The 26,173-nt window shown below is 38.5% G+C and carries 17 protein-coding genes, 2 tRNA genes and 1 pseudogene; 10 read left to right on the plus strand and 10 right to left on the minus strand.

The features are described 5' to 3' along the window. Positions 1–196: 196 nt before the first annotated feature. Together DK880_RS05560 and rpoN are read left to right on the plus strand one after the other, a co-directional pair. Positions 197–360 (plus strand): annotated as a pseudogene (locus tag DK880_RS05560) (IS66 family transposase); the annotation flags it as partial. A 634-nt stretch (positions 361–994) separates the two neighbouring features. Further along, on the plus strand, positions 995–2,407 hold the full coding sequence (gene rpoN / locus DK880_RS03805) for an RNA polymerase factor sigma-54 (protein WP_109997478.1): 1,413 nt from the start codon (positions 995–997) through the stop codon (positions 2,405–2,407). Positions 2,408–2,538: 131 nt separating this feature from the next. Here rpoN and DK880_RS03810 read toward each other — a convergent pair whose 3' ends face one another. Continuing rightward, the gene (locus DK880_RS03810) at positions 2,539–3,129 is read right to left on the minus strand and encodes a hypothetical protein (protein ID WP_204082255.1); all 591 of its coding nucleotides are present in this window, start codon (positions 3,127–3,129) and stop codon (positions 2,539–2,541) included. A 475-nt stretch (positions 3,130–3,604) separates the two neighbouring features. On the opposite strand from DK880_RS03810, the gene DK880_RS03820 reads away from it, so the two are divergent. After that, positions 3,605–4,408, plus strand: coding sequence for an FAD-binding oxidoreductase (locus DK880_RS03820; protein ID WP_109997481.1), 804 nt, complete (start codon positions 3,605–3,607; stop codon positions 4,406–4,408). A gap of 50 nt (positions 4,409–4,458) precedes the next feature. Beyond that, positions 4,459–4,998: a hypothetical protein gene (locus tag DK880_RS03825; protein WP_109997482.1), complete on the plus strand. Its 540-nt coding sequence runs from the start codon at positions 4,459–4,461 to the stop codon at positions 4,996–4,998. A gap of 81 nt (positions 4,999–5,079) precedes the next feature. Here DK880_RS03825 and mnmE read toward each other — a convergent pair whose 3' ends face one another. The 3 genes from mnmE to truA all read right to left on the minus strand — a co-directional run bounded on the left by mnmE (position 5,080) and on the right by truA (position 8,695). Beyond that, positions 5,080–6,438, minus strand: coding sequence for a tRNA uridine-5-carboxymethylaminomethyl(34) synthesis GTPase MnmE (gene mnmE, locus DK880_RS03830; RefSeq protein ID WP_109997483.1), 1,359 nt, complete (start codon positions 6,436–6,438; stop codon positions 5,080–5,082). A 23-nt stretch (positions 6,439–6,461) separates the two neighbouring features. After that, positions 6,462–7,757 carry an ankyrin repeat domain-containing protein gene (locus DK880_RS03835; RefSeq protein ID WP_109997484.1) on the minus strand — a complete coding sequence of 432 codons (1,296 nt, stop codon included), beginning with the start codon at positions 7,755–7,757 and terminating at the stop codon, positions 6,462–6,464. A gap of 182 nt (positions 7,758–7,939) precedes the next feature. Continuing rightward, the gene (gene truA, locus DK880_RS03840; RefSeq protein WP_109997485.1) at positions 7,940–8,695 is read right to left on the minus strand and encodes a tRNA pseudouridine(38-40) synthase TruA; all 756 of its coding nucleotides are present in this window, start codon (positions 8,693–8,695) and stop codon (positions 7,940–7,942) included. A gap of 232 nt (positions 8,696–8,927) precedes the next feature. Between truA and DK880_RS03845 the strand changes: the two genes are divergently transcribed. From DK880_RS03845 to DK880_RS03870, 6 genes are all read left to right on the plus strand, one after another. After that, positions 8,928–10,415 (plus strand): potassium/proton antiporter, encoded by a 1,488-nt coding sequence (locus DK880_RS03845; protein ID WP_109997486.1) that lies wholly within the window; start codon positions 8,928–8,930, stop codon positions 10,413–10,415. A gap of 76 nt (positions 10,416–10,491) precedes the next feature. After that, positions 10,492–11,895 (plus strand): dihydrolipoyl dehydrogenase, encoded by a 1,404-nt coding sequence (gene lpdA / locus DK880_RS03850; protein ID WP_109997487.1) that lies wholly within the window; start codon positions 10,492–10,494, stop codon positions 11,893–11,895. Positions 11,896–12,166: 271 nt separating this feature from the next. After that, positions 12,167–13,153 carry an Rpn family recombination-promoting nuclease/putative transposase gene (locus tag DK880_RS03855; protein ID WP_109997488.1) on the plus strand — a complete coding sequence of 329 codons (987 nt, stop codon included), beginning with the start codon at positions 12,167–12,169 and terminating at the stop codon, positions 13,151–13,153. 343 nt (positions 13,154–13,496) lie between these two features. After that, a complete protein-coding gene (locus DK880_RS03860) occupies positions 13,497–14,411 on the plus strand; it encodes an Rpn family recombination-promoting nuclease/putative transposase (protein ID WP_109997489.1) in 915 nt (304 codons plus the stop codon). Between the two features lie 343 nt (positions 14,412–14,754). Continuing rightward, positions 14,755–15,789: an Rpn family recombination-promoting nuclease/putative transposase gene (locus DK880_RS03865; protein WP_109997490.1), complete on the plus strand. Its 1,035-nt coding sequence runs from the start codon at positions 14,755–14,757 to the stop codon at positions 15,787–15,789. A gap of 344 nt (positions 15,790–16,133) precedes the next feature. After that, positions 16,134–17,072, plus strand: coding sequence for an Rpn family recombination-promoting nuclease/putative transposase (locus DK880_RS03870; RefSeq protein ID WP_109997491.1), 939 nt, complete (start codon positions 16,134–16,136; stop codon positions 17,070–17,072). A 460-nt stretch (positions 17,073–17,532) separates the two neighbouring features. Here the strand turns inward: DK880_RS03870 and DK880_RS03875 are convergent, their stop codons facing one another. From DK880_RS03875 to dnaE, 6 genes are all read right to left on the minus strand, one after another. Then, complete coding sequence (locus DK880_RS03875; protein WP_109997492.1) at positions 17,533–19,047, minus strand: lipopolysaccharide biosynthesis protein; 1,515 nt, start codon at positions 19,045–19,047, stop codon at positions 17,533–17,535. Positions 19,048–19,106: 59 nt separating this feature from the next. Beyond that, positions 19,107–19,190, minus strand: a tRNA-Leu gene (locus tag DK880_RS03880). Positions 19,191–19,200: 10 nt separating this feature from the next. Further along, positions 19,201–19,271: transfer RNA gene (locus DK880_RS03885), tRNA-Cys, on the minus strand. A 36-nt stretch (positions 19,272–19,307) separates the two neighbouring features. Further along, positions 19,308–21,125 carry a 30S ribosomal protein S1 gene (rpsA, locus tag DK880_RS03890; protein ID WP_109997493.1) on the minus strand — a complete coding sequence of 606 codons (1,818 nt, stop codon included), beginning with the start codon at positions 21,123–21,125 and terminating at the stop codon, positions 19,308–19,310. Between the two features lie 410 nt (positions 21,126–21,535). Further along, entirely contained in the window at positions 21,536–22,357 is an 822-nt protein-coding gene (locus tag DK880_RS03895) for an enoyl-CoA hydratase/isomerase family protein (RefSeq protein ID WP_239302514.1), read from the minus strand. Positions 22,358–22,635: 278 nt separating this feature from the next. After that, complete coding sequence (dnaE, locus tag DK880_RS03905) at positions 22,636–26,073, minus strand: DNA polymerase III subunit alpha (protein WP_109997496.1); 3,438 nt, start codon at positions 26,071–26,073, stop codon at positions 22,636–22,638. Positions 26,074–26,173: the final 100 nt, after the last annotated feature.

The raw sequence follows: 26,173 nt of genomic DNA on the forward strand, positions 1-26,173 counted from the left end.
AAGTATTTACGTTGATTAGCTGTTCTATCTACTAAACTTAATGGATTACTTGGTTTGATTGCCCTAGAAATAGCATAAAAAATCCTAAAAATAATAACCCAAATCAATATAAATAATTAATGTAAGTCAACCTTTGACTAAAAATAAATGTGCATGGTTAGGTAAAAATTTTTAAAGTCTATTGCAACGGCCTCCAATCAGACATTACGTAGTCTAGCGTAAAAACGCTTACTTTATTCAAGCAGAAAAGGGGAATAGGTTCTTAGAACGGATTATCTCTTTGTACCTAACTTGGAACTATAAAAGATAAATCCTTTTCAACAGCTACAAAGTATTATCGCTTTAAAACCGCTGACCTGAACAGGCAATGGCGTCAATTTAAGAGTTGTATTATACTGATTAATAGGCATTATAGTGTAATTGCATATTTGCTTTTTGTTCTTACTGTAACGTGTAAATTTTCTTTTTTTATTCCATAAATAAAGTATATAATGCGTTTTGTATGGAAAATTTTTAGGGGGATATTTTTTTTTGGGAATTAAAGATAAAAGTATATTCATTTCTATTGCAGCAAACCCATTCCAAAGGCGGAAATAGCTTTACACGCAACAGGAAACGTACTTTTTCAAAAGTATTTTCTACTATTTTAAGTCTGGTTAAGAGAAGTTTAGGTAACTTCCACTTTCTAAGCAAGTTTTTTCTAAAGCAAGGTATAAACTTGCTTATGCTAGGTTTAAGGAATTGGTGGGAAGGTAGCATCCCGCATAGCTTATTAAAATGATCCTACTTATGGGAAATGGTAAACATACAGACTTATTGCCGTAGAGGGTATTTGGGGGAGATTGTAAAAGTTTCTTAATTTTAATTCTACTAGTCTATATAAATTACTTTTAGTCTAAAGAGGAGGGTGTTCTACGAACAGTTAAGCAAAAATGTTTAATGCATTAGAGATTTATTTATAGATAATTTTCATTTTATCCAACTGGAATGCTAGATGCAAAAACTACAATTAGAACAAAAGCTAGCGCATAAGCTATCTGGACAACAAATCCAATTTATTAAATTGCTGCAGTTACCTACTACGGCATTGGATAATTATATCACGAAGGAGATAGCCGTTAATCCTTTATTAGAGGATACCCAGGAAGTGAACCAAGAAGTAGTTGATAGAGAAGAGGATGAGATCCTGATGCAAGAATATACGTATGGTTGCCCAATAGGTTCCTATCCCAAAACAGAAGCCAGGGCAGCGCGGGATACCTGGACGCCAGCTATCCTTTCGTTTCAGGAAAAGTTAAAAGCACAACTGCAGCTGCTTCATTTAAGTGAAGTAGGGTATACCATAGGGGAATATTTAATCGGAAGTTTAGATGAAGGGGGGTTTCTTCCTTATGATTTGGAAATTATTGTGCAAGATTTATATGTAATGTATTATCTAGAAATTTCTTTAGAGGAGGTAGAACAGGTATTGCGGGCTATCCAAAGCTTAGATCCACCTGGTATTGCAGCTAGAAACTTACAAGAATGTTTATTACTGCAATTGCAGGCACAGAATCAACTGGATCCAGTTGTACAATTGGCCTATCAAGTAGTTAGCAATTGTTTCCAAGCATTTACTAAAAAGCATTATGCGGTCATTGTAAAAAAGTTAGGCATTACCAATAAGCAGCTATTAAAAGAGGCCTTTGCCCATATTACTCGGTTGAATCCAAGGCCAGCAAACGTACAACATACCGCACCCTATACTAATGAGTATCTATCTCCTGATTTCATAGTAATAGAAAAGGAAGGAAAGCTTGTAGTTGATCTGCTGTATTATTCCACTTACAAGCCCTGCTTGAACCAAAAGTATCTTACCATGTTGCAGTGCTATGAACAGAAAGCCAAGCAGGATGTAGCCACTCAGGAAATGGTAGTTTTCTTAAAAAAAAAGTTAGAAGATGCCAAATGGTTTATGGAAGCGCTTAGCCAGCGCAGCCAGACACTTTTAAAGACGATGGAAGCGATTGTTGCGTTACAAACGGCCTTTTTCTTAGAAGGGGAGGAGGTAGATAAATTGCGCCCTATGATTTTGCAGCATGTGGCCGATAAAGTTGCTATGGATGCTTCTACCATTTCCAGAATCGTTAATCAAAAATCGGTTCAAGGAAAATTTGGCATTTATCCCCTTAAGTTTTTCTTTTCAGAAGGCCTTCGTAAGGTTACGGGAGAAGATGTTAGTAATAAGGCAATTAAAAAAAGAATTTTAGAGTTAATTGATAGCGAGAATAAAAGTAATCCTTATCCAGATGGGCATATTGAGGCATTATTAATAGCAGAAGGCTATTCTGTAGCGCGTCGTACAGTAGCAAAATATAGGGAGCAGCTGCATTTACCTGTAGCTAGGTTACGTAAGGCATTGGTTTAAGCATTTTAAGAATGCTTCTTTTTACTTTCTGATTCCTTACTCCCCGTTAGGGGATCCACCTTGTTTTGGTAAACAAGATGGATAAGCGTTATAGTGGGCGTTTTTTCCATCCGTTGCGGAGAGCGTTATTTTCAATCCTCATCTTCGGTTAAGAACGCATTCTTCTCATCTTCGGTTAAGGAAATAGGATCCTCATCTTCAGTTAAGAACGAATATTCCTCATCATAAGAAAGCTTATTTTCTTCCTTGTGAGCTTTTTTATCTTCCGGTTTTGGGTTTCTGTTATTATTTCCAGTAATTAGCTTTGGTAACCATGTTTTAAGCTTTGTCCAACTAAATCTGCTTCCAGATGCGCTGCCATGCTGCGTTACACTGGTTGGTTGTGTAATCTGTTCTGTACTACTGCTGGGTAAGCTATGTGTATTTATACTATTTGGAATAGGTGTTGTAGCATGACCTACATGGGTCGAGTTAGGAAGGGGCAGTATATTTCTTGTGAGGTTTTCTTCTACCTTACGATCCCCATAGGGAATGGTTGGTAAGGAAGGAGGTGGCGTGTTTATTCCTTTAGTTGTAGAAGGAATTTCTGTTGAAAGGGATAGTGTATGGCTCGCAGATTTCTTGTATGGTTTGTTTGCTTGGCCACACCGTCCGCTTAATGCTAATAAAGAAACATACCACAGAGGGGTTGCCCATCCTTTCCTTTCTAGATTGTGTATCATTTTCATGTTTTCTAGCTTTAAAGGTTGAAGAATGTATGTCCATAACAAGTCTTGGAATAGGTTGATTGTATAAGTATGAAGTCTAACAAAGAAAGATAGCTTACTGTAAAAGACCTGTTAAAGGTTACTTATGTATATTTTTAATATAATCCAAATAAAGGCCCCTTAAAATTTGTGTAAATGTATAATCAGTTCTGTTGTTCTTTTTTTCCTAATCAAAAAGCAATACCCCCTACGCACGGCACAATTTTTATTAAAGGGAAGTTTATCAGCTTGTTCGATGCAATTAGTACCATTATATGTTGCATTTATTTTCACGCAAATAAGGTAGCGCTTGTAAAATTTTATGAAGACAGAATTAATTTTTATATTTGTAGATGTTGCTTTATGGCTATTCTTATTTACCCAATCCTGGGGGCAGGTTGTATTTCAGTATGTTAGCGTATGTTAGCAGTAGGAGAAGTGAAAAATTAAAATGATACGCCAACCTTTTACAGTAAGGCTTAAGCAACAAAAGATGCTAACGCCACGTGTAATAGAGTTAACCTTTACACGTACGGATAATCTTTCGTTCCATTTTATACCTGGCCAGTTTATTACTTTTTTATTACCTAATGAAGCGGGTAAACTGATGCGTCGCAGCTACAGTTTAGCCAATAGCCCTGCAGAAGGGGCTCCTTGGGTAATTGCCGTAGCAGCTGTTGACCACGGGTTTGCTACTGCCAAGCTCTTTAACCTAACATTAGGGGATGAATTACTTTGTATAGGTCCACAAGGTCATCTTATCCTTGACGAAGGAGAACCCGCTGCCCATTACCTATTGGTAGCTACTGGTACAGGCGTAACCCCCTATCGTTCCATGCTGCCTGCCCTTGCCCAACGACTAGAAAAAGATCCCTTGCTAAAGGTAACGTTACTGTTAGGGGTACGCTATACCCAAGATCTTTTATATGAGGCAGATTTTGTTGCATTGGCTAAAAAGCAGGCACGTTTCCATTTTCATGTTTACCTAAGTAGAGAAGCCATGCCTTTAGCAAAGGATTACTATTATACTGGTTATGTGCAAAATGCATTTAATACGCTTGCTTTAAATCCTATGCATAATCTGGTTTACCTTTGCGGTAATCCTTATATGATTGATGAAAGCAAAGCGAAGCTACAAGAGATAGGTTTTAGTAGGCAACAAATTAAACAAGAGAAATATTTTCCTGCGAAGGCGTTTGTGACTGCTGTAGGGAATGATGCGCTTAAAATAGAAGGGCAAGGAAGGGAAAGATAACAGATACTACCATGTGCCACAGATTTACTATTTACCGCAATCCTATATATATGTACGGGATGGTTGGATTATTGCTTGTAAATACAGGGCAAGCTTGTCAAGAAAGTAAGCCCAAGCTAGAACCAGATTCTTCTTTTGGTACACAGGAAACGTATCCAGCTATTCCGCTGAAGCCCAAGCCAGAACCAGAGTCTGAGCCCAAGTCCAATCCATCGTCCTCTAAGTCACCCAACCAACCACCCTCTAGCAACATACCTACGCCAACTGATGAATATGAGAAGAAAAAGCAGGAAAAGATTGTTTTTTTGTTAAGAACATTAGATTTCTTGGTAAGAGTAGGTAATTTGTTGTGCGTAGCAGAAGGGCGTGAAGGAATAAACATCGCTTGTAAAGAAGTAGAAGAAAAATTGGTGAGTATGCTACAAGAAACAGGTGAAAATAAGTTAAACCAACCAATTCAGCAATTTTATCAAATATTAAATGTAGCTTTACGAAGCGGTCAACCAGAAAGAAAAGAGAAGATAGAGGCTGCACTGGCAATGTTTAAAAAAAGCATAAAAGATTACTGTAATAGCTTAAATCGCTTATAGCTTACCAGTTGTTACGTGGCCAGCTCTTCCCTGGGAAGAAAGCGGGCTGGGGGTATGTTGGCCAGCCTTCTGTCCCGTGGCTTATTTCCCAATACAAAATTTAGAAAAGATTTCCCCCAGGATCTCTTCTGTAGTAATAGTGCCTGTGATTTCACCTAGGGAATGTAGGGCAATCTGGATAGCTGATGCCAATAATTCATTGGGTAAATGCTCCTCCAACCCTGTCCGTATTGCTTCCAATGCTGTTTTACTTTTTTGCAGTCGTTCATAGTGCCGTGCATTAACAACAACCGTTTCCGCTGTTTGTATTTGCGCTTGGTTGAATAGATTTAAAATTTTGCTTTTAAGTTTATCTATCCCTTCATTGGTTTGCGCAGCTGTAAGTAGATAATTTTTGGCTTTAAAAGCTGTTAGGGCAGCAGAGGAGGCAATATCCATCTTATTGCCAATTTTAATCAACGAAGCTTTTGCTAAGTTTAAGGTAGCGATTGCTTGCTCCGCCTGTACAACGGTCATACAAGAGAGATCTACTAAGTAAAGTACTACCAATGCTTTGCTTGCTTGCTGCTTAGCACGTTCTATGCCTATGGCTTCTATATCGTCGGATGCTTTTTCCCTTAGGCCAGCCGTGTCTACAAACCGAAAGAGCAAACCATCTAAATTCAAATGACCCTCAATGGTATCTCGTGTAGTACCCGCTATAGGTGAAACAATAGCGCGTTCTTCTTGTAACAAAGCATTCAATAGGGTGGATTTCCCTACATTAGGGGCCCCTAGGATGGTTACAGCTATCCCATTTTTAATTACATTGCCTAATTTAAAACTTTCTATCAGTTGCTGTAGCGTTGCCAACAGTTCTGTCGTTAACGTTTTTAAGTGGATCCTATCTACCAACGCAATATCTTCCTCTGAGAAGTCTAATTCTAATTCCAACAATGCTGCCATATGTATCAATGCTTTGCGCAATTCCTGTAATTGGGAAGAAAAACCACCCCGCATTTGGTTTAGTGCGATTTGATGGGTTAGGGCAGAATTAGCAGCAATGAGATCCGCTACGGCTTCTGCTTGGGTCAAATCAAATCGGCCATTTAGAAAAGCACGCTTGGTAAATTCTCCCGGATCTGCTACACGAACACCGCGCGCTACAAACAGTTCTATCAATTGTGCTACAATAAAGGGCGAACCATGGCAAGAGATCTCAACGGAATCTTCTTTGGTAAAAGAATGTGGGGCTATAAAAATGGAAACCAATACCTCATCAATTACAGTTTGACCTTGTCGTATAACCCCAAAATGAATGGTATGTGAAGCTTGTTGCGTTAGATCTTTTCCTTTAAATACTTGATTTACAGCATAAATAACACCACGTCCAGAAAGTCTTATTACGGCGATGGCACTTACGCCGTTCGGTGTAGCAAGCGCAATAATGGGATCTTGCATATGCGTTGTAGTGTGATGACTTATTATATAGTTTTCCGACGTTTTTTTAAATATTTAGTAACGCTATCATTGGCTTGCTTATCAACTAAATTTATAAGTTTTCCCCCCTTTTTTGTGCCCAAGTAGAAGATACGTTCCTCAATATTAAAGGCACCTGTTGGATGTTGTGAATATACATCTATTTCCTTATAGGGCTTCAAACTTTCCATATTATCTAAATCATGGATAGTATACCGTAAAGCCTTATTTAGATCATTGATTTTCTTTCCTTCGACTAAGAAGTTAACGATAGGCAGATGCCCATTTTTAATAGCTAAGGCTAAGACCAATAAGTTAAAACCATTATCATAGGTTTCTTGCTCGTATAGGTGTTTTACAATATCGATATATCCCTGTTCAACAGCCAGGCATAAAGCTGCTTTCCCATATGGAGAAGTAGTTTTATTTATGTCTAAATTATTATCATGATTGACTTCTTGCTCGTATAAATACTTTACAATAGCGCAATTTCCATATTCAGCAGCCAAGAATAGAGGCCTTGAAAGACTTTTTATTGGATCACCAGAAGCATTATTTATTAGCCAGTAATGTGCCGAATCCAAAGAATTTTTCGTTGCAGGGTTACATAATTCGATTACTTTACCATATAAATCATTTATAATGTCACAATCTCCCTGTTCAGCAGCCAATAATAGAGGCCGCCTAAGAAATTGACTGGTTATATGTATAGGAGCCCTATTCGTTACTAAGTAGCGTACGATACCCAAAGAATTTTCCTTGATAGCGTTACGTAATGCGATCATTTTATCGGAAGGATTTAATCTTATTTTTAGCGTATGATTACTATTTAGCAATAGCTTGATTATATCTTTGTTCAAGTTGCGTATAGCATAGTCTATAGCTCCATAACCTGCCCTATCTACGGTATCTGCCTTTGCACCACATTTTAGTAACCAGTGTACTAATTTTCTATCGCCTGCTTTTGCAGCTTTGCCTAGTGCGGTCATGCCATCTGGGTCTTGGCCATTAAAGCCATCCGTTATTATGTGTGCATAGTCAGGGATCCTTAGTATTTGATTAAATTGCATCATAAGCGATTCATGCGTAGGTTCTTTGTAGTATTTTGTTGCTAATTCTGTATTTAAATCCAGTAGCAATTTATTCGTTTGTTCAATCGCACTGCCTAATGCTGTCATGTCACTTGGTCCTTGTTTTGGCATAATATTTATAGTGGCTTCTTTTTTATTACATCCTGTTAACATTAAGCTTAAACACCCTAACAACAACGGTTTTGCTAAAATAGCTTTTGCACTTTTCATACTTAATTAAATCTTATTTTATTGTACATGTATTTCATCTTTCAAGCGTTGGTATTTCCTTTTTTTATCAGTCTAGCATAGCTGGAAATAAATGCCAAATGTACGTTCCCTTTATGAACGCTCTCTTTTATTTTGTACATCTTAATAGGCTTATGCGTCTATGTGCACATGCGGGTGAACGCTCACTTTTCTACAAACAACCTTTCTGGATAACCTATTTCTGTTAAAGTCAAACCATGAGATGGGACGAGCGTAAGTAAGGGGCGTTGCGCAGGCTTGGTTCGTATCCAGTTTGACAAGGTCTCTACGCTCATCGTACCATAGCCTACCTTCAATATGGTAGCTACGATAATCCGTACCATACCACGTAAAAAACGATCTGCTTTTATACGAAATATAATAGAATTACCTAGATCAATCCAAATAGCTTCTTTTATGGTACATACAGAAGTCATAACTTGAGGAGAAACTTTACTAAAAAATTCAAAATCTGTTTGTACACAAAAGAGGGCAGCTATTTGATTCAATAAGGGGAGTGGTGGTAACCGATAGAACCAAACAGTTGTAGCAGCATAAAATGGATTTTTATGATAAACAATGGCATATTCATATATGCGGTAGCAGGCATCAAAGCGGGCATGCGCATCATCCTGTACGGGGCGAATAGCTGTAATACTGATATCAATGGGCAACATGCGGTTTAACCTATAGATTAGGTTTTCCACATCATCTATTGGTTTAATGGCATCAAAATGGGCTACTTGCTGCTGGGCATGTACCCCCTTATCCGTTCTACTACTGCCATGAATGCGTGTCTTTGTAGCTAGTAGCCTGCTCAATACTTGCTCTATTACTTCTTGCACGGAACAGGCGTTCTGTTGGGTTTGCCAACCACTGTAGGACTTACCTAGGTAGGCTATGTATAGGAAATAACGCATAAAGTAAGGTACGCTTGCTATAAAATTTAAATAAAAGAGCAGGTCCGTAAGGCTATCAATTTTAAATAATAATTATAATAGATTAAGTGCTTTTTTGTTATATTTTGCCTAATTTGCTTTTAGTACGGCATAACTATTGCTTTATTCGCTTTTAGTAGGGTATAAATATATGCTTTATGCATGTGAAAGCAACGTTTACCACAAGTGGTTGTTTACATTTATTTAGAAACTGATGCAGCTAACACCAGAAAAATTACTTATTGCCAGCTCATTTCTACTTTTTATAAGTATTATAACAACCAAATTATCTACCAGGCTAGGGATTCCCTCCTTAGTTATTTTTTTATTGGTGGGCATGGCTGCTGGTCATAAACAATTGGGTAATATCGACTTCCACAACCCTGTAGCTGCTCAGCTATTGGGTGCTATTACGTTAAGCCTTATTCTTTTTACAGGAGGCATAGAAACAGAATACAAGCATATACGTCCTATTGTATGGAGTGGTATAGCATTGGCAACCGTTGGTATTCTCATTACTACTGGGAGTGTTGGTTTATTTATTTGGGGTATAACCAAGCTATGGAAAAACAATATTCAGTTTACCCTTTTAGAGGGGATGCTTATGGGGGCTATTGTCGCCTCTACAGACGCGGCTGCTGTTTTTGCGATCATTCGGTCTAAAAATATACGCTTAAAAAATAACTTAAGCCCATTACTGGAATTAGAATCGGGCAGCAATGATACCATGGCTTGGTTTTTGATGTTTTTGTTTAAAACATTATTGATAACCCAGCAATCCATTCGTCCCATGGATGCTATTCTTATGTTTGTACGCGAAATGGTCGTAGGTGGTATAGCAGGCTTATTGGTAGGTAAGCTTATGCTTTTGCTGCTTGACAATCTACGGCTTACAAACCGCTCCCTCTATCCAGGATTGATTTTAGCGGTAGTTATTTTTACCTATTCCATTACCCATTCCCTGCATGGCAATGCTTTCTTGGCAGTTTACCTGGTAGGATTGCTATTAGGCAAGCAAAATTTCCCCTATAAGAAAAACATCATACAATTTTGCGAAGGTATTTCTTGGTTGATGCAAATTATTATGTTTATAATGCTTGGCTTATTGGTTTATCCACATAAACTGCTCCCTATTGCAGGCATAGGCCTATTGCTTTCCATTTTTTTAATGTTTATAGCCCGTCCATTGAGCGTTTTTATTTCGCTATGTTTTTCTAGAAAAATGGGCTTCAATCATAAGGTTTTTATATCTTGGGTAGGGCTTAGGGGGGCAGTTCCCATTGTTTTTGCTACGTATCCGCTGCTAGATAATATCCACCAAGCAGATGTGATGTACCATATTGTTTTTTTTGTGGTACTCACTTCTATTTTATTTCAGGGTACTACGCTTTCTCCATTAGCTAAATGGCTGCGGTTAGAGGAAGAGGCAGTGGAGCAACAGTTCCCTAGTATTAAGCTCCCAGAAGAAATAGAAAGTGAATTAGTAGAATTGATTGTGCCTAGCCATTCACCCGCTATCGGTAAAAAACTGGTACAGTTGAATTTACCAGCAGATTCGTTGATTTTGCTAATAAGAAGAAACGATACCTATGTAATACCTAGAGGAGATATCGTTCTTACAGCATTTGATTTACTCATGCTTATAGCAGAAAATAAAGAAACAATCGATACCGTAAAACAGATTTTAGCTATTGTAGATTAACTATTGTAATGGTAGCGTTACGCCAAGCAGTAATTCAACTACCATACGAACATAAGATTACAGTATAATGACCACAATGACTCCCGTAGACGCACAATATGACCTTATCGTAATTGGAAGTGGACCAGCTGGTTATGTAGCTGCCATTAGGGCGGCGCAATTAGGCATGCAGGTAGCTGTTATAGAGCAAGAGGCCGTGGGCGGTATTTGCCTCAACTGGGGGTGTATTCCCATGAAGGCATTGGTAAAAAGTGCACAGGTATTTGACTATCTGCAGCATGCAGCAGATTTTGGTATTCAAGTAACAGCTGCCCAACCAGATTTATGCGCCATGGTTCAACGGAGCAGAGCCATTGCAGCTACTATGGCTAAAGGCATTGATTATCTTTTTAAGAAACATAACATTGTACTGCTAAAGGGGCATGGCAAAGTAGCCTCTCCCCATACAGTTACCCTTACTCTTTCAGCGGGCGTTACAAGGCATTATTGTGCACAGCATATTATACTAGCAACGGGAGGTAGAAACCGCTTACTGCCTGGTTTCCCTACGGATGGGACTAAGGTTATGGGCTATAGGGAAGCACTTGCACTCTCTACACAACCGGCCACTATGCTCATCATAGGAGGGGGCGCTATTGGATGTGAATTTGCCTATTTTTACCATACGATAGGCACAAAGGTCACATTGGTAGAACGGCAACCCTATTTGTTGTCTTTAGAAGATGAGGCTATTTCCAAGCAGGTATACCAATCTTTTACTAAATCGGGCATGCAGGTTTATACAGCTGCAACGGTCACTGCAGTGGACGTAAAGGGAGCGAACCCTACTGTAACGATCCATACGGCAGCAGGAGAGATCTCCCTCGCATGTGATACTATTCTTTCTGCTGTTGGCATAATGGCTAATGTAGAAAACATAGGGCTAGAGGAAAATGGAATTCTTATAGAACAGGGTAAAATTGTAGTGGATGCTTATTATAGGACCAGTTGTGAGCGGGTGTATGCTATTGGAGATGTAATTAAGGGGCCTGCACTAGCGCATGTAGCTTCTGCAGAAGCCATTATTTGTGTGGAAAAAATAGCAGGTCTTGATCCAGAACCATTGGATTACCATAATATACCTACTTGTACCTATATAACACCAGAGGTGGCTTCTGTAGGGTATACAGAAAAAGCTGCGCAAGAAGCTGGTTATAGTGTTAAAGTAGGCGTTTTTCCTTTTTCTGCTTCTGGAAAGGCGCATACAGCGGGTGCTTCAGAGGGGTTTGTAAAGGTAATTTTTGATGCGCAATATGGGGAATGGCTCGGTGCACATATGGTAGGTACTAATGTTGCAGAAATGATTTCAGAAGTCGTGGTGGCACGTAAGCTAGAAACTACAGCGCATGAAATACAGAACAGTGTACACCCGCATCCAACTATGTCTGAAGCCATTATGGAAGCCGTTGCAGCAGCTTATGGAGGAGCGATTCATATTTAAAGGCATAGGGTCTTCCTTATAATCTTCTGGGCCATATTTTCACTTTAGCACGTATACATACAGGCCTCTATCGAAGCGTACTCGAAAGTTTTTATTGGGACAATGTCCCATAAGGACTTAACGAAGTTTCTGACGCATTACATCAAACAAAATTGAAAAATTTAAATGATAGTTAGCCTACCTTCCTTGGGTTCTAAGGCCTTGCTGAATCGCACCTATGCAAGGCTGATAGATGACACATTAATTTAATACTTTTGAGTAAGTTATCTTTATGGTAAAAAGATTAAAACATGATGGACTAGCCAAACTAATCCTTTCAGATCCAATAGCTGCTCAGGAATTTCTAACCCATTATTTACCAGAATCTTGTAAATCGTTATTGGATTTAACCACGATTAAGGTTGAAAAAGAATCCTTTGTAGAGGAAGATTTAAAGCAAAAGTTCAGTGATTTGGTTTTCTCGATCAGAATGAAAAACAATGAACAAGCATTCATTTACACATTGATAGAAGCTGAGGTTAGTCCTAAGTATTGGACGGCATACAAATTATGGAAATATACATTTTTGCTACTCGAAAGACATAAAACGAAAAAGACATCAAAATTACCCCTCATAATTCCCATAGTCGTATATCATGGGAATAGACCCTTTAATGCCCCAAGAAATTTATGGGACTTATTTAGTCACCCCGCTCTTGCTCAATCGTTTATGGGAGGAGATTATCAACTGGTAGACTTGTATGCTATGTCCGATGACGAGATTAAGCAAAAGGCACATTTAGGCATGCTCGAATACTTTATGAAGTATATATATTCTCGTGATATAATTAAGTTATGGGAAGAATTTTTAGAAACCTTTAAATCTTGTATTCTTCTTGACAAGGAAAAAGGTTATATTTATATGAGAAATTTCTTATGGTATAGCGACAGCAAACTACCTGAAGATAAACAGTCTGTTCTAGAAAAGGTTATCACAAAATATCTACCTAGAGAGGATAAAGAAGATATTATGAGAACTATAGCACAAAAATATAGGGACGAAGGGATCCAAATAGGGCAAGAAAAAGGGATCCAAATAGGGCAAGAAAAAGGGATCCAAATAGGGCAAGAAAAAGGGATCCAAATAGGGCAAGAAAAAGGAAAGATAGAAATAGCTAAGGCTATGTTTCTCAAAGGCTACCCTATGGAAGATATCGTGCTTCTTACTGGCTTGCCTTTTTCTCATATCCAAGGTCTTATAAAGGAAAAAGGTTCCTAATTAGGATAGCTCTGGTAGTGTTCAATGAGTTTTGTCAGCCTCCTGCTTCCTTAAGGAGACTAGCTATAAGAAAGGCATAAGGTCTTCCTTATAATCTTCTGGGCCATATTTTCACTTTAGCACGTATACATACAGGCCTCTATCGAAGCGTACTCGAAAGTTTTTATTGGGACAATGTCCCATAAGGACTTAACGAAGTTTCTGACGCATTACATCAAACAAAATTGAAAAATTTAAATGATAGTTAGCCTACCTTCCTTGGGTTCTAAGGCCTTGCTGAATCGCACCTATGCAAGGCTGATAGATGACACATTAATTTAATACTTTTGAGTAAGTTATCTTTATGGTAAAAAGATTAAAACATGATGGACTAGCCAAACTAATCCTTTCAGATCCAATAGCTGCTCAGGAATTTCTAACCCATTATTTACCAGAATCTTGTAAATCGTTATTGGATTTAACCACGATTAAGGTTGAAAAAGAATCCTTTGTAGAGGAAGATTTAAAGCAAAAGTTCAGTGATTTGGTTTTCTCGATCAAAATGAAAAACAATGAACAAGCATTCATTTACACATTGATAGAAGCTGAGGTTAGTCCTAAGTATTGGACGGCATACAAGTTATGGAAATATACATTTTTGCTACTCGAAAGACATAAAACGAAAAAGACATCAAAATTACCCCTCATAATTCCCATAGTCGTATATCATGGGAATAGACCCTTTAATGCCCCAAGAAATTTATGGGACTTATTTAGTCACCCCGCTCTTGCTCAATCATTTATGGGAGGAGATTATCAACTGGTAGACTTGTATGCTATGTCCGATGACGAGATTAAGCAAAAGGCACATTTAGGCATGCTCGAATACTTTATGAAGTATATATATTCTCGTGATATAATTAAGTTATGGGAAGAATTTTTAGAAACCTTTAAATCTTGTATTCTTCTTGACAAGGAAAAAGGTTATATTTATATGAGAAATTTCTTATGGTATAGCGACAGCAAACTACCTGAAGATAAACAGTCTGTTCTAGAAAAGGTTATCACAAAATATCTACCTAGAGAGGATAAAGAAGATATTATGAGAACTATAGCACAAAAATATAGGGACGAAGGGATCCAAATAGGGCAAGAAAAAGGAAAGATAGAAATAGCTAAGGCTATGTTTCTCAAAGGCTACCCTATGGAAGATATCGTGCTTCTTACTGGCTTGCCTTTTTCTCATATCCAAGGTCTTATAAAGGAAAAAGGTTCCTAATTAGGATAGCTCTGGTAGTGTTCAATGAGTTTTGTCAGCCTCCTGCTTCCTTAAGGAGACTAGCTATAAGAAAGGCATAGGGTCTTCCTTATAATCTTCTGGGCCATATTTTCACTTTAGCACGTATACATACAGGCCTCTATCGAAGCGTACTCGAAAGTTTTTATTGGGACAATGTCCCATAAGGACTTAACGAAGTTTCTGACGCATTACATCAAACAAAATTGAAAAATTTAAATGATAGTTAGCCTACCTTCCTTGGGTTCTAAGGCCTTGCTGAATCGCACCTATGCAAGGCTGATAGATGACACATTAATTTAATACTTTTGAGTAAGTTATCTTTATGGTAAAAAGATTAAAACATGATGGACTAGCCAAACTAATCCTTTCAGATCCAATAGCTGCTCAGGAATTTCTAACCCATTATTTACCAGAATCTTGTAAATCGTTATTGGATTTAACCACGATTAAGGTTGAAAAAGAATCCTTTGTAGAGGAAGATTTAAAGCAAAAGTTCAGTGATTTGGTTTTCTCGATCAAAATGAAAAACAATGAACAAGCATTCATTTACACATTGATAGAAGCTGAGGTTAGTCCTAAGTATTGGACGGCATACAAGTTATGGAAATATACATTTTTGCTACTCGAAAGACATAAAACGAAAAAGACATCAAAATTACCCCTCATAATTCCCATAGTCGTATATCATGGGAATAGACCCTTTAATGCCCCAAGAAATTTATGGGACTTATTTAGTCACCCCGCTCTTGCTCAATCATTTATGGGAGGAGATTATCAACTGGTAGACTTGTATGCTATGTCCGATGACGAGATTAAGCAAAAGGCACATTTAGGCATGCTCGAATACTTTATGAAGTATATATATTCTCGTGATATAATTAAGTTATGGGAAGAATTTTTAGAAACCTTTAAATCTTGTATTCTTCTTGACAAGGAAAAAGGTTATATTTATATGAGAAATTTCTTATGGTATAGCGACAGCAAACTACCTGAAGATAAACAGTCTGTTCTAGAAAAGGTTATCACAAAATATCTACCTAGAGAGGATAAAGAAGATATTATGAGAACTATAGCACAAAAATATAGGGACGAAGGGATCCAAATAGGGCAAGAAAAAGGGATCCAAATAGGGCAAGAAAAAGGGATCCAAATAGGGCAAGAAAAAGGGATCCAAATAGGGCAAGAAAAAGGGATCCAAATAGGGCAAGAAAAAGGGATCCAAATAGGGCAAGAAAAAGGAAAGATAGAAATAGCTAAGGCTATGTTTCTCAAAGGCTACCCTATGGAAGATATCGTGCTTCTTACTGGCTTGCCTTTTTCTCATATCCAAGGTCTTATAAAGGAAAAAGGTTCCTAATTAGGATAGCTCTGGTAGTGTTCAATGAGTTTTGTCAGCCTCCTGCTTCCTTAAGGAGACTAGCTATAAGAAAGGCATAGGGTCTTCCTTATAATCTTCTGGGCCATATTTTCACTTTAGCACGTATACATACAGGCCTCTATCGAAGCGTACTCGAAAGTTTTTATTGGGACAATGTCCCATAAGGACTTAACGAAGTTTCTGACGCATTACATCAAACAAAATTGAAAAATTTAAATGATCAGTTAGCCTACCTTCCTTGGGTTCTAAGGCCTTGCTGAATCGCACCTATGCAAGGCTGATAGATGACACATTAATTTAATACTTTTGAGTAAGTTATCTTTATGGTAAAAAGATTAAAACATGATGGACTAGCCAAACTAATCCTTTCAGATCCAATAGCTGCTCAGGAATTTCTAACCCATTATTTACCAGAATCTTGTAAATCGTTATTGGATTTAACCACGATTAAGGTTGAAAAAGAATCCTTTGTAGAGGAAGATTTAAAGCAAAAGTTCAGTGATTTGGTTTTCTCGATCAAAATGAAAAACAATGAACAAGCATTCATTTACACATTGATAGAAGCTGAGGTTAGTCCTAAGTATTGGACGGCATACAAATTATGGAAATATACATTTTTGCTACTCGAAAGACATAAAACGAAAAAGACATCAAAATTACCCCTCATAATTCCCATAGTCGTATATCATGGGAATAGACCCTTTAATGCCCCAAGAAATTTATGGGACTTATTTAGTCACCCCGCTCTTGCTCAATCGTTTATGGGAGGAGATTATCAACTGGTAGACTTGTATGCTATGTCCGATGACGAGATTAAGCAAAAGGCACATTTAGGCATGCTCGAATACTTTATGAAGTATATATATTCTCGTGATATAATTAAGTTATGGGAAGAATTTTTAGAAACCTTTAAATCTTGTATTCTTCTTGACAAGGAAAAAGGTTATATTTATATGAGAAATTTCTTATGGTATAGCGACAGCAAACTACCTGAAGATAAACAGTCTGTTCTAGAAAAGGTTATCACAAAATATCTACCTAGAGAGGATAAAGAAGATATTATGAGAACTATAGCACAAAAATATAGGGACGAAGGGATCCAAATAGGGCAAGAAAAAGGGATCCAAATAGGGCAAGAAAAAGGAAAGATAGAAATAGCTAAGGCTATGTTTCTCAAAGGCTACCCTATGGAAGATATCGTGCTTCTTACTGGCTTGCCTTTTTCTCATATCCAAGGTCTTATAAAGGAAAAAGGTTCCTAATTAGGATAGCTCTGGTAGTGTTCAATGAGTTTTGTCAGCCTCCTGCTTCCTTAAGGAGACTAGCTATAAGATTGGTAAAGATCCAGCACCATCCTAATTTGTCTCTATTATAATGACTCGTTTCATCTATATGAAATATTTTACTTTTCCTAATGGTTTTTTAAAGCTTGGTAGGCTGTTTGGTATTTTGAGAATACGCTAGATCCGTGTAAAAGCCTATTAAAGCTTCAATTACTGGTTTTACCTTAGGGTCAAAGGTATCTGATGTAACAAACACCTTTAGGTAGAGAAGCAGCGTAGCGCTTGCCACATTGTCTACAATGGCCGTGATGCACATGATAATTGATAGGGTTTAATTTCCGGTAGATCTGCTTTTTGGTGCACATAAGGGTTGGGTGCTATCGCTGCCGCTCATCTGAACGGACACCGATAGTTAGCCCTATTCTATCGGGGTAAAGCATTAAGAAAGGCAGACTGCTTGGTCAGCCAGCATTTTCTTTAAGGATTTACTTATGGCATAGAATAGGCCTATTGTAATGGTATTTAGAAATAAATATGCAAATCCTGGTTGTAAAGATATCAGTTTTTCGGACCATAAAGGGTAGGAAGCTAATATAAGAAATGTTAATACAAGAAGTATAAATCCCTTTTTATAGTAGGGTATAGGGTAATAGCTTTGGCCTATACAGTAAGCGGATAGAGCCATAGCGATGCTACTGCTCATGGTAGCATAGATGCAACCCCAATGGCCAAATCTTGGGATCAGCAGGCATACTAAAACCCATGCAATAAGACTTCCGCCTGCAGTTATCCAAGCAATATAGAAGGTTTGGTTGCTAACTTTGAAGGAAATTGTAAAGTTGTAAAAAATACCCAAGCAAACATGTATAAAAGCTAAGTAAGGCAGCACTTCAATAAAGTGATGGGAATAAGCGCTGGGTAAGAACACTTGTATTATCCACTTTATATTGAGACTGAAAAGTGACAAAGCTAGGCAAGCTGTATAAAGGTAGAGGTACATAAGTTGACTATATAATTTGGGGCTATTGTTGTGTTTGGTCTGCTTGAACAGGAATGGTTCCACTGCATATTTAAATGCTTGTATGCCCCATGCAAAGCAAGTTGCCCATTTGTAAGTCATGCCTAACTTCCCTACTATTGCTTCTTTGGTATCCCCATTACAGAAGGCGGAGGGTAGTAATGAGCGAAAGAGTAGTACGGGTAATTGATCATGCAGTCTTAAGAACAACGTGCTAAGTAACGCAGGGGTAGCATAGCGTACCATGCGCTGTATGGTATGGCCGTGCCAAATCCAGCGGAATCCTTTAAAGTAGGGGAAGGTAAAAGGTAAAGTAAGGATACTAGCCAGTAAATTAGCTATAAAAATAGCGTCTTCAGGATTCAGCTGTACGGTGATAAAGGGTAAATAGGTAGAAATGGTGCGCGCGACAGCAGCTAATCCCATAGGAAAATAAAGCAACATAAAGGATAAGCCAGCAAAAGCCAAAACTTGTATAAATTTGAGCAATAGTAATTGAGACATTTTGTGTGTGGTACGTAACCTTGTATGGACTATAGATAGCAGTGTGTCTAGTGGAAGGAGCAAGGCTACATAATAGAAATAACGTATGTGCATCAAATGGCCAGTTATTTGGGCGATCTGTGGGGCTGCCATCCAGATGGTTAGGGATAGCAATAAGCCTGTAAGCGTCAGTAGGGTGGTAACAATATTGAAAGTATACTGCTGTCCTAATGTAGGTGCAAATCTGCAATAGGCCATATCCATAGCTAGAAAGTAGAGCACTTGGCCCAAAGCCAAATAACCATAGAATTCTGTAATTACCCCATAAGCACTAGGGGAGAGTCGGGTTGCGTGCAGCCATAAATTAATTAGGTAGGAGCATCCACGTAGGGCAAAAGATCCGAAGCTATATAGAATGGTTTCCTTAGCAACTGTTTTAAGGGGATGTTGCATAGCTATTTGTATTTTATGCGCTGGCCGTAAGGTTACTAAGTATCGTATAGCGCGATAAGTACCTGGGGCCGGAATCGAACCGGCACGATATCTCTATCATTGGTTTTTGAGACCAACGCGTCTACCTATTCCGCCACCCAGGCAAACACAAAGAGGTCGCGAGTGGGTTCGAACCACCGTACGAGGTTTTGCAGACCTCTGCCTAACCACTCGGCCACGCGACCAATTATACGTTTTCCCTGCCTGCAAGGAAGCAGGTCTTATTCTTTATGCGTTTCTTTTTTTTGTTTCTGTTGGGTTCCCAGTTTTTCCTTTAAATCAGCAAAAGCTTCAAATCCTCCCTGTAATGGTTTAGCAGAAGCAGCTGTTGTTGTTTTTTTTGTTTCTTTCGGTGGTGTTTTGCGCTTTATTTCTTGTTTGGCATGCGCTGTATCCTCTGAAGCAGGCGTATGTACAACTTGATGCGATAAAATAATCTTTTTATCTGCTTTAGAGAATTTCATTACCTGAAATTCTAATTCTTCCCCTACTTCTGCTTCTTTACCATCTGCTTTGAGGAGATGATGGATAGGCACATGTCCTTCTATGCCATGCACTAATTCAACAGAAGCACCACGATCAGAAATCTTCTCTAGGATAGTTCCTTTGTGTGTACTTCCTATTTTAAAGATTTTTTCACAAACTTCCCATGGGTTTTCTTCTAGTTGTTTGAGACCCAGAGAGAGCCGTCGATTTTCTTTTTCAATGCCCAGTACAATGGTTTCTAACTTTTCTCCTAGCTTTAAAACATCAGCAGGGTGTGCAATGCGTTTGGTCCAAGAGAGGCCTGAAACATGGAGCAACCCCTCTACACCAGGTTCCAGCTCTACAAAAGCACCAAAGTGGGTAAGATTGCGAACAATACCTTCCTGTTTAGATCCTACTGCATAAGTAGTTAAGAAGTTATCCTGCTCCCACGGATCTCCCGTTAGTTGTTTAATACCTAAAGATATTTTATGATTCTTACGGTCTAATAGCAGCACCATAGCTTCTACGATATCACCTACTTTGTAGTGCTCATGCACATTACGCAAATATTGAGACCAGGAGATTTCTGAAATATGTATAAGCCCCTCAATACCAGGTATCACCTCTAGAAAAAGACCATAGTCTGCGATATTCGTAATTCTACCTTTTACGCTGGATCCTACTTCTATCGTATCCGGTAGTAAATCCCATGGATGCGTTTCAAGCTGCTTCATCCCTAAGGATATGCGTTTTTTATCCTCATTAAATCCTGTTACCACTACGCGTATCTGCTGGCCAAGAGAGAGGACGTCCTCTGGATGATTGATTCTGTTCCAAGCAATATCTGTAATATGTAGCAACCCATCTATGCCACCCAAATCAATGAAAGCGCCAAATTTTGTCATATTTTTAACGTAACCTTCTAGAATTTGTCCCTTCTCAAGGTTATTGATGATTTCCAGTTTTTGCCCTTCTAATTTTTTCTCAATGAGCGCTTTATGAGAAACCACTACGTTATCGTTGGTATGGTTGATTTTGATAACAGCTACATCAATTGTTTTCCCTACGAATATATCAAAATCTAAGACTGGCTTAATGTCTATTTGGGAACCAGGAAGGAATGTTTCAATTTCATTAATTTCTATAATCAATCCACCTTTGGTTCTACGCTTTACTACTCCCTCCAATATTTCCCCATATTCCAAAGCATGCTGAATTTTTTCCCATGCCCTTACTAGTTTTGCTTTTTTTCGGGAGAGTATCAATTGACCCTGTGCATTCTCTGTCTCTTCAATATATACCTCCACTTTATCACCTGGTTGTAAATCTGGAAGATCCCTAAACTCAGAAGCAGCAATCAGACCGTCTGACTTGTACCCAACACTAACGATCACATCTTTAGCTGTTAGGCTGATAACTACCCCTTCTATTACCTCATATTGATGGATAGTACTTAAGGTTGCACTGTATTGGGCAGCTAGTTCACTTCTTTCTTTATCCGTATAGACATGATCCAACTGGTTGGCGCTGTCAAATTGATCCCGGCTCAAAACGCCTTCTGCTTTATTCATAAGGACAAGTATTGCTTGTATGGTTATGTTGCTGTAAATAACTAAAGATGTGCTACGTTACAAGTTAGCTATTTACTGCTTGTGATTGAAAAATAAACTATATGCTAAACCTTTTCCTACAATTAATGTAAATTAAATAGCATTAGCCAGGTTAAAGCTAAATAAATTTACGAAAAAAATAATAGGGATCATACCGTCTTACAGACTTATAGGAATGTGTTGGATATAAGGCTTATTTACATAAGATAACGGCTGCAATAGTTTGTACAGTATGTTCACCTGTGGCACAATGGGGATCTCAGTATGATTTTTACAGCATAGGGTAGCCCTGTTGTATAAATAGTGGATAACTAGCCTAGCTATACAAAAAAAGAAGTGTATAGAAGCCATCATTCAGATTAAACAGAGGGTTACTTTGTTTCTAGCAAAACTGTTTTATCAACGATTTTAATTAGTTTTTCTTTGATATCTGCTGTCTTAAAGCAGCTAGCGAATCCATTTGCTTCTGTTTGAAAACCATTTTCATCCGGGTTTTCAGCTGCGTTGACACAGGCTACTAGAATGCCTGTAATGTCTTTATTATTGACAATGGCCGTAAGGTATTGCTTAGCTTTTTTTAACATTTCTTCTTTATAGCTTACTACTTCACTGACCAGATCCAACTGTTTAGCATGTTCTGCACGAATTGATTTTTTAATCATTAAGTATTCCAACGCCTTTGCTTTCCCCAGTAATTTAGTTAAGCGCTGGGTTCCTCCAAAAGCAGGAATAATACCAAAAGAAGTTTCTGGAAAAGCAAGCGTGGCATTCTCAGTAGCCACGCGAAAATGGCATGCCAAGGCCAATTCAACCCCTGCACCCAATGTATGGCCATTGATAGCAGCCATAATAGGTTTGGGACAGTTTTCTATAAACGCCAGCACGTCTTGACCATTTTCTGCAAATTTTCTTGCGTTCAATTCGTTCAGTTTTAGTAGCTCAGCTATGTCTACCCCTAATGAAAAGATTTGCTCACCCGCTCCCGTAATGATTACACCCCTTATATCCTCATTATCATAAACCTCTTGAATGGTAGCATGGAGCTCACTCAAGCTTTGTTCTGTTATCGTAGAAGATTTTGGATCACCTGTAAAGGTAATTGTTAAAATACCTTCCTCTAGATTACAATGTAATGATTTCATTTTTTCCATTTTAGAGCCAAATTGATTGGTGAATTGACAAGTATAATTCATAATAAAATAAAATAATTGCTATTATATTGCCTGTATAAACCATAGGCTTAAGCAAAAAGCCTAACCTTGATAGGCTATTCCAAATATATAGGATATTTAAATAGTTAAGCAAATTTTTTGAAGCTAGCTTAGCTAGAAATATACCACTTCCTAAGCTTAAGCAGTTCCAGAAACTGCTCTTACCTTTTGGGTTCAGCTTAAAAAGAAAGATATAAACCAACGGGTAATCCTTGTAGGATAGCAGATAAGAAGAAAGGAAGGCAGGTCTTTGTAGCGGTTTAAGAAAAAAGTTGAAAGCGAATGGGAAGTTTATACAATAAAGCAAAAAGCTCGTTACTGAGTGCCACACGGTATTGCTTGGATAAGGTAGGGATCATTATTTTTTCTTCTTGATCTAGAATAGATACTTTAACAAAAGAGTGGCCTGGATGTTCTTTCAAACAAGTTTCTAACGCATCGACCAATGGTTCAGTAATATGATGTTGCTTTAGCCGAAGATGGATCCCTTTTCCTATTTTCTCCCTGATATCCTCTAATAAACCAATGGTTTGCGGTTTAAAGGTTGGTAGGCTAGGGTTTTTGTAGTAGGCAGCCTTATTACCTGTAAGAAAGAGTAGCTTTCCCCTTTCTAATAAATGTTTGTACTTCAAATAATCTTCCCCAAAAAGCGCAAACTGCAACGATCCATGGTAATCCTCTAACGTTAGTAGGGCAAAGGCACTTCCCTTGCGATTGTGTTTCACCGTGCATTCGGTAAGCATACCGCCTAACCGTAGTGTTTTACAACTCGAAAGGTAAATATTTTGTGTGGTTACATTGCTAAAACTCTCTAAATCAATTTTGAAATTATCCAATGGGTGACCTGAAATATAAAACCCAACTATTTCTTTTTCTATATGCAATTGCTCTAATGGGGCATAAGCGGCACAATCCACAGGCAGTGGCTTCTTAATGGGGTTATAAGCAGTAGCCGAAAAAAGAGATTGTACAGCGTTTTCTTTTTTGGTATTGTGTCCATACTGGATAATTTTTTCTATAAAGCTACCTTCTTTTGTTTCCTGTACATACTGTTTTCTATGTAGCCCTTCAAAACAATCGAAGGCCCCTGATAAAGCCAATGCTTCCATGGTTTTCTTATGGATGGCTTTCGACGGAAGGGATACTACAAAATCGTATATGTCCTTAAAGTGTCCTCTTTGCTTTCTCGTTTCTATGATAGCTGAAACAACAGCTTCCCCACTTCCCTTAATAGCACCTAGGCCAAATCGTATCTCTTTTTTATGGGGATTTGCTGTAAAATTCACCTCACTTTCATTGATATGAGGGCCTAATACCATAATACCTTGCTGCCTACTTTCTTCCATAAAGAAAGCAATTTTATCTATATCTCCATGATTATGTGTTAAGACTGCTGCCATATATTCTGTAGGATAGTGTGCCTTTAGGTAAGCGGTTTGATACGCAATGAGCGAATAGGCAGCTGCATGGGAGCGGTTAAAGCCATATTGTGCAAACTTTTCCATTATAGCAAAAATGGCCGTTGCTTGTTCTTTTGTAATAGCATGCTTCTCTATAGCACCTGCTACAAAAATGGCACGTTGTTTAGCCATTTCCTCCATTTGTTTTTTACCCATGGCTTTACGTAGTAGGTCTGCGCTACCTAAGGTATAACCTGCCATCTGCTGCGCTGTTTGGATAATTTGTTCCTGGTAAATCATAATACCATAGGTAGGCCTTAGGATAGATTCTAGTAGAGGATGTGGATAATCAATAGCTTCTGTTCCATGTTTGCGCGCAATGAAATTAGGAATAAACTGCATAGGGCCTGGTCTGTACAGCGCATTCATGGCAATAAGTTCTTCTATGGTATGGGGTTGTAATTTGATGAGCCATTGACGCATGCCCTCTGACTCAAATTGGAAAGTACCTTTGGTATTGCCCGTTTGATAGAGCTTAAAAGTAAGCGGATCGTCCAATGGAATGCGATCTATATCTATGTGTATGCCCTTGTTTGCTGCAATGTTTAGTAGGGCATGCTTAAGGATACTCAAGGTTTTAAGTCCTAAGAAGTCCATTTTTAACATGCCCATCTGCTCCAAAACAGATCCATCGTATTGTGTAACGCGTAGATCAGAATGTTTATCTGTTTTGATCGGAATATAATGCAACAGATCATCAGGTGCGATAATAATACCTGCTGCGTGAATACCTGTGTGGCGTACCATCCCCTCTAGTGTTTCAGCTAAATGAAGCACTTTTCCTTCTGGTGTCGTAAGGGCTTTGTGAATGGTAGCCAGCTCTGCTACCTCCTCAAAGGCTTCTGCAAGGGTAATCGCTAGTCTATCTGGGATTAACTTAGCGAGATAGTTGGCACGTGCCAATGGGATCCCTAATACGCGCGCTACATCACGTATGGCAGATTTGGCCGCCATGCTGCCAAAAGTAATAATTGAAGCAACTTGGGCCTTTCCATATTTTTCTACCACATAATCAATTACTTTATTGCGTCCTTCGTCATCAAAATCAATATCTATATCAGGCATAGAGACGCGTTCTGGATTCAGGAAACGTTCAAAGAGCAGTTGATAGCGGAGGGGATCTATTTTTGTAATACCTATGCAAAAAGCTACGAGGGAGCCTGCTACCGATCCTCTTCCTGGCCCTACTATAACATTCAGTTTGGTAGCTGCCTCAATAAAGTCTTGTACAATTAGAAAGTAGCCGGCAAAACCTGTTTGTGCAATAACGGATAATTCATACTGCAATCTATTTTCTATTTCTGGTGTAATAGTATTAAACTTAGCGTGTGCGCCAGAGAAAGCCAACTGTCTAAGGTAGTGGTTAGCATCTGAAAAACCTTCTGGGAGTTTGAATATAGGTAACAGTACATCCCGTGTTAAGGAGGGGGGATCTACTTTTTCAACCAATTCTATGGTATTGGTAATGGCATCGGGTACATCTGCAAAAAGCAGTGCCATTTCTTCTGGAGATTTTAAGAAGAATTGATCATTGCTAAAGCGCATGCGATGGGGATCATGGTAATCTTTTCCTGTTTGTAAGCAGAGCAGTACATCTTGGGCAAGGCTATCCTCTCTGCTAATATAATGCACATCATTGGTAGCGATGATTTTTACATTATATTTGGCAGCCCAACGCAGCAATACTTCGTTACAAATCGCCTGTTCCGCAATACCATGCCTTTGCAATTCAATGTAATAATCCGATCCAAATAGGTCCAGCCATTCTAAAAATAGCTTTTCTGCCGCTGTTTCACCCTGTCGAATGATTGCTTTTGGGATTTCCGCTGACAAGCAACAAGTCGTAGCGATTAAACCTTCTTTATGTTTTTTCAGTAACGCTTTGTCAATTCTTGGCTTATAGTAGTAACCTTCTAAGAAGCCTAAAGAGCATAGGGTACTAAGATTGCGATAGCCTATGCTGTTTTTGGCCAATAGCAATTGATGGTAGCGGGTTTTATCTTTATGGTCATGCCTATCCGCTGCCATATAGAATTCGCATCCTATAATAGGTTTTACTTTTTCTTTTGTTGCAGCAGCTACAAAATGAGGGACCCCAAACATATTGCCATGGTCTGTAATGGCCAACGCCCCCATGCCCAATGCTTTATTGGCAGCTAGCAAACGCGTTACCTTAGCAGCTCCATCAAGCAGTGAATATTCTGTGTGACAGTGTAAATGGCAAAAATTATGTGTCATTATGCATCGCAATAACTTCCCTTCGTTGTACGAATGCAGTAAAGTGGTTCAGAAGCTAACGCACTTAAGCTATATACTAGAAAAAATAAAAGACTTATAT

This window comes from Candidatus Cardinium hertigii (assembly GCF_003176915.1).
Taxonomy (GTDB): domain Bacteria; phylum Bacteroidota; class Bacteroidia; order Cytophagales; family Amoebophilaceae; genus Cardinium; species Cardinium hertigii_A.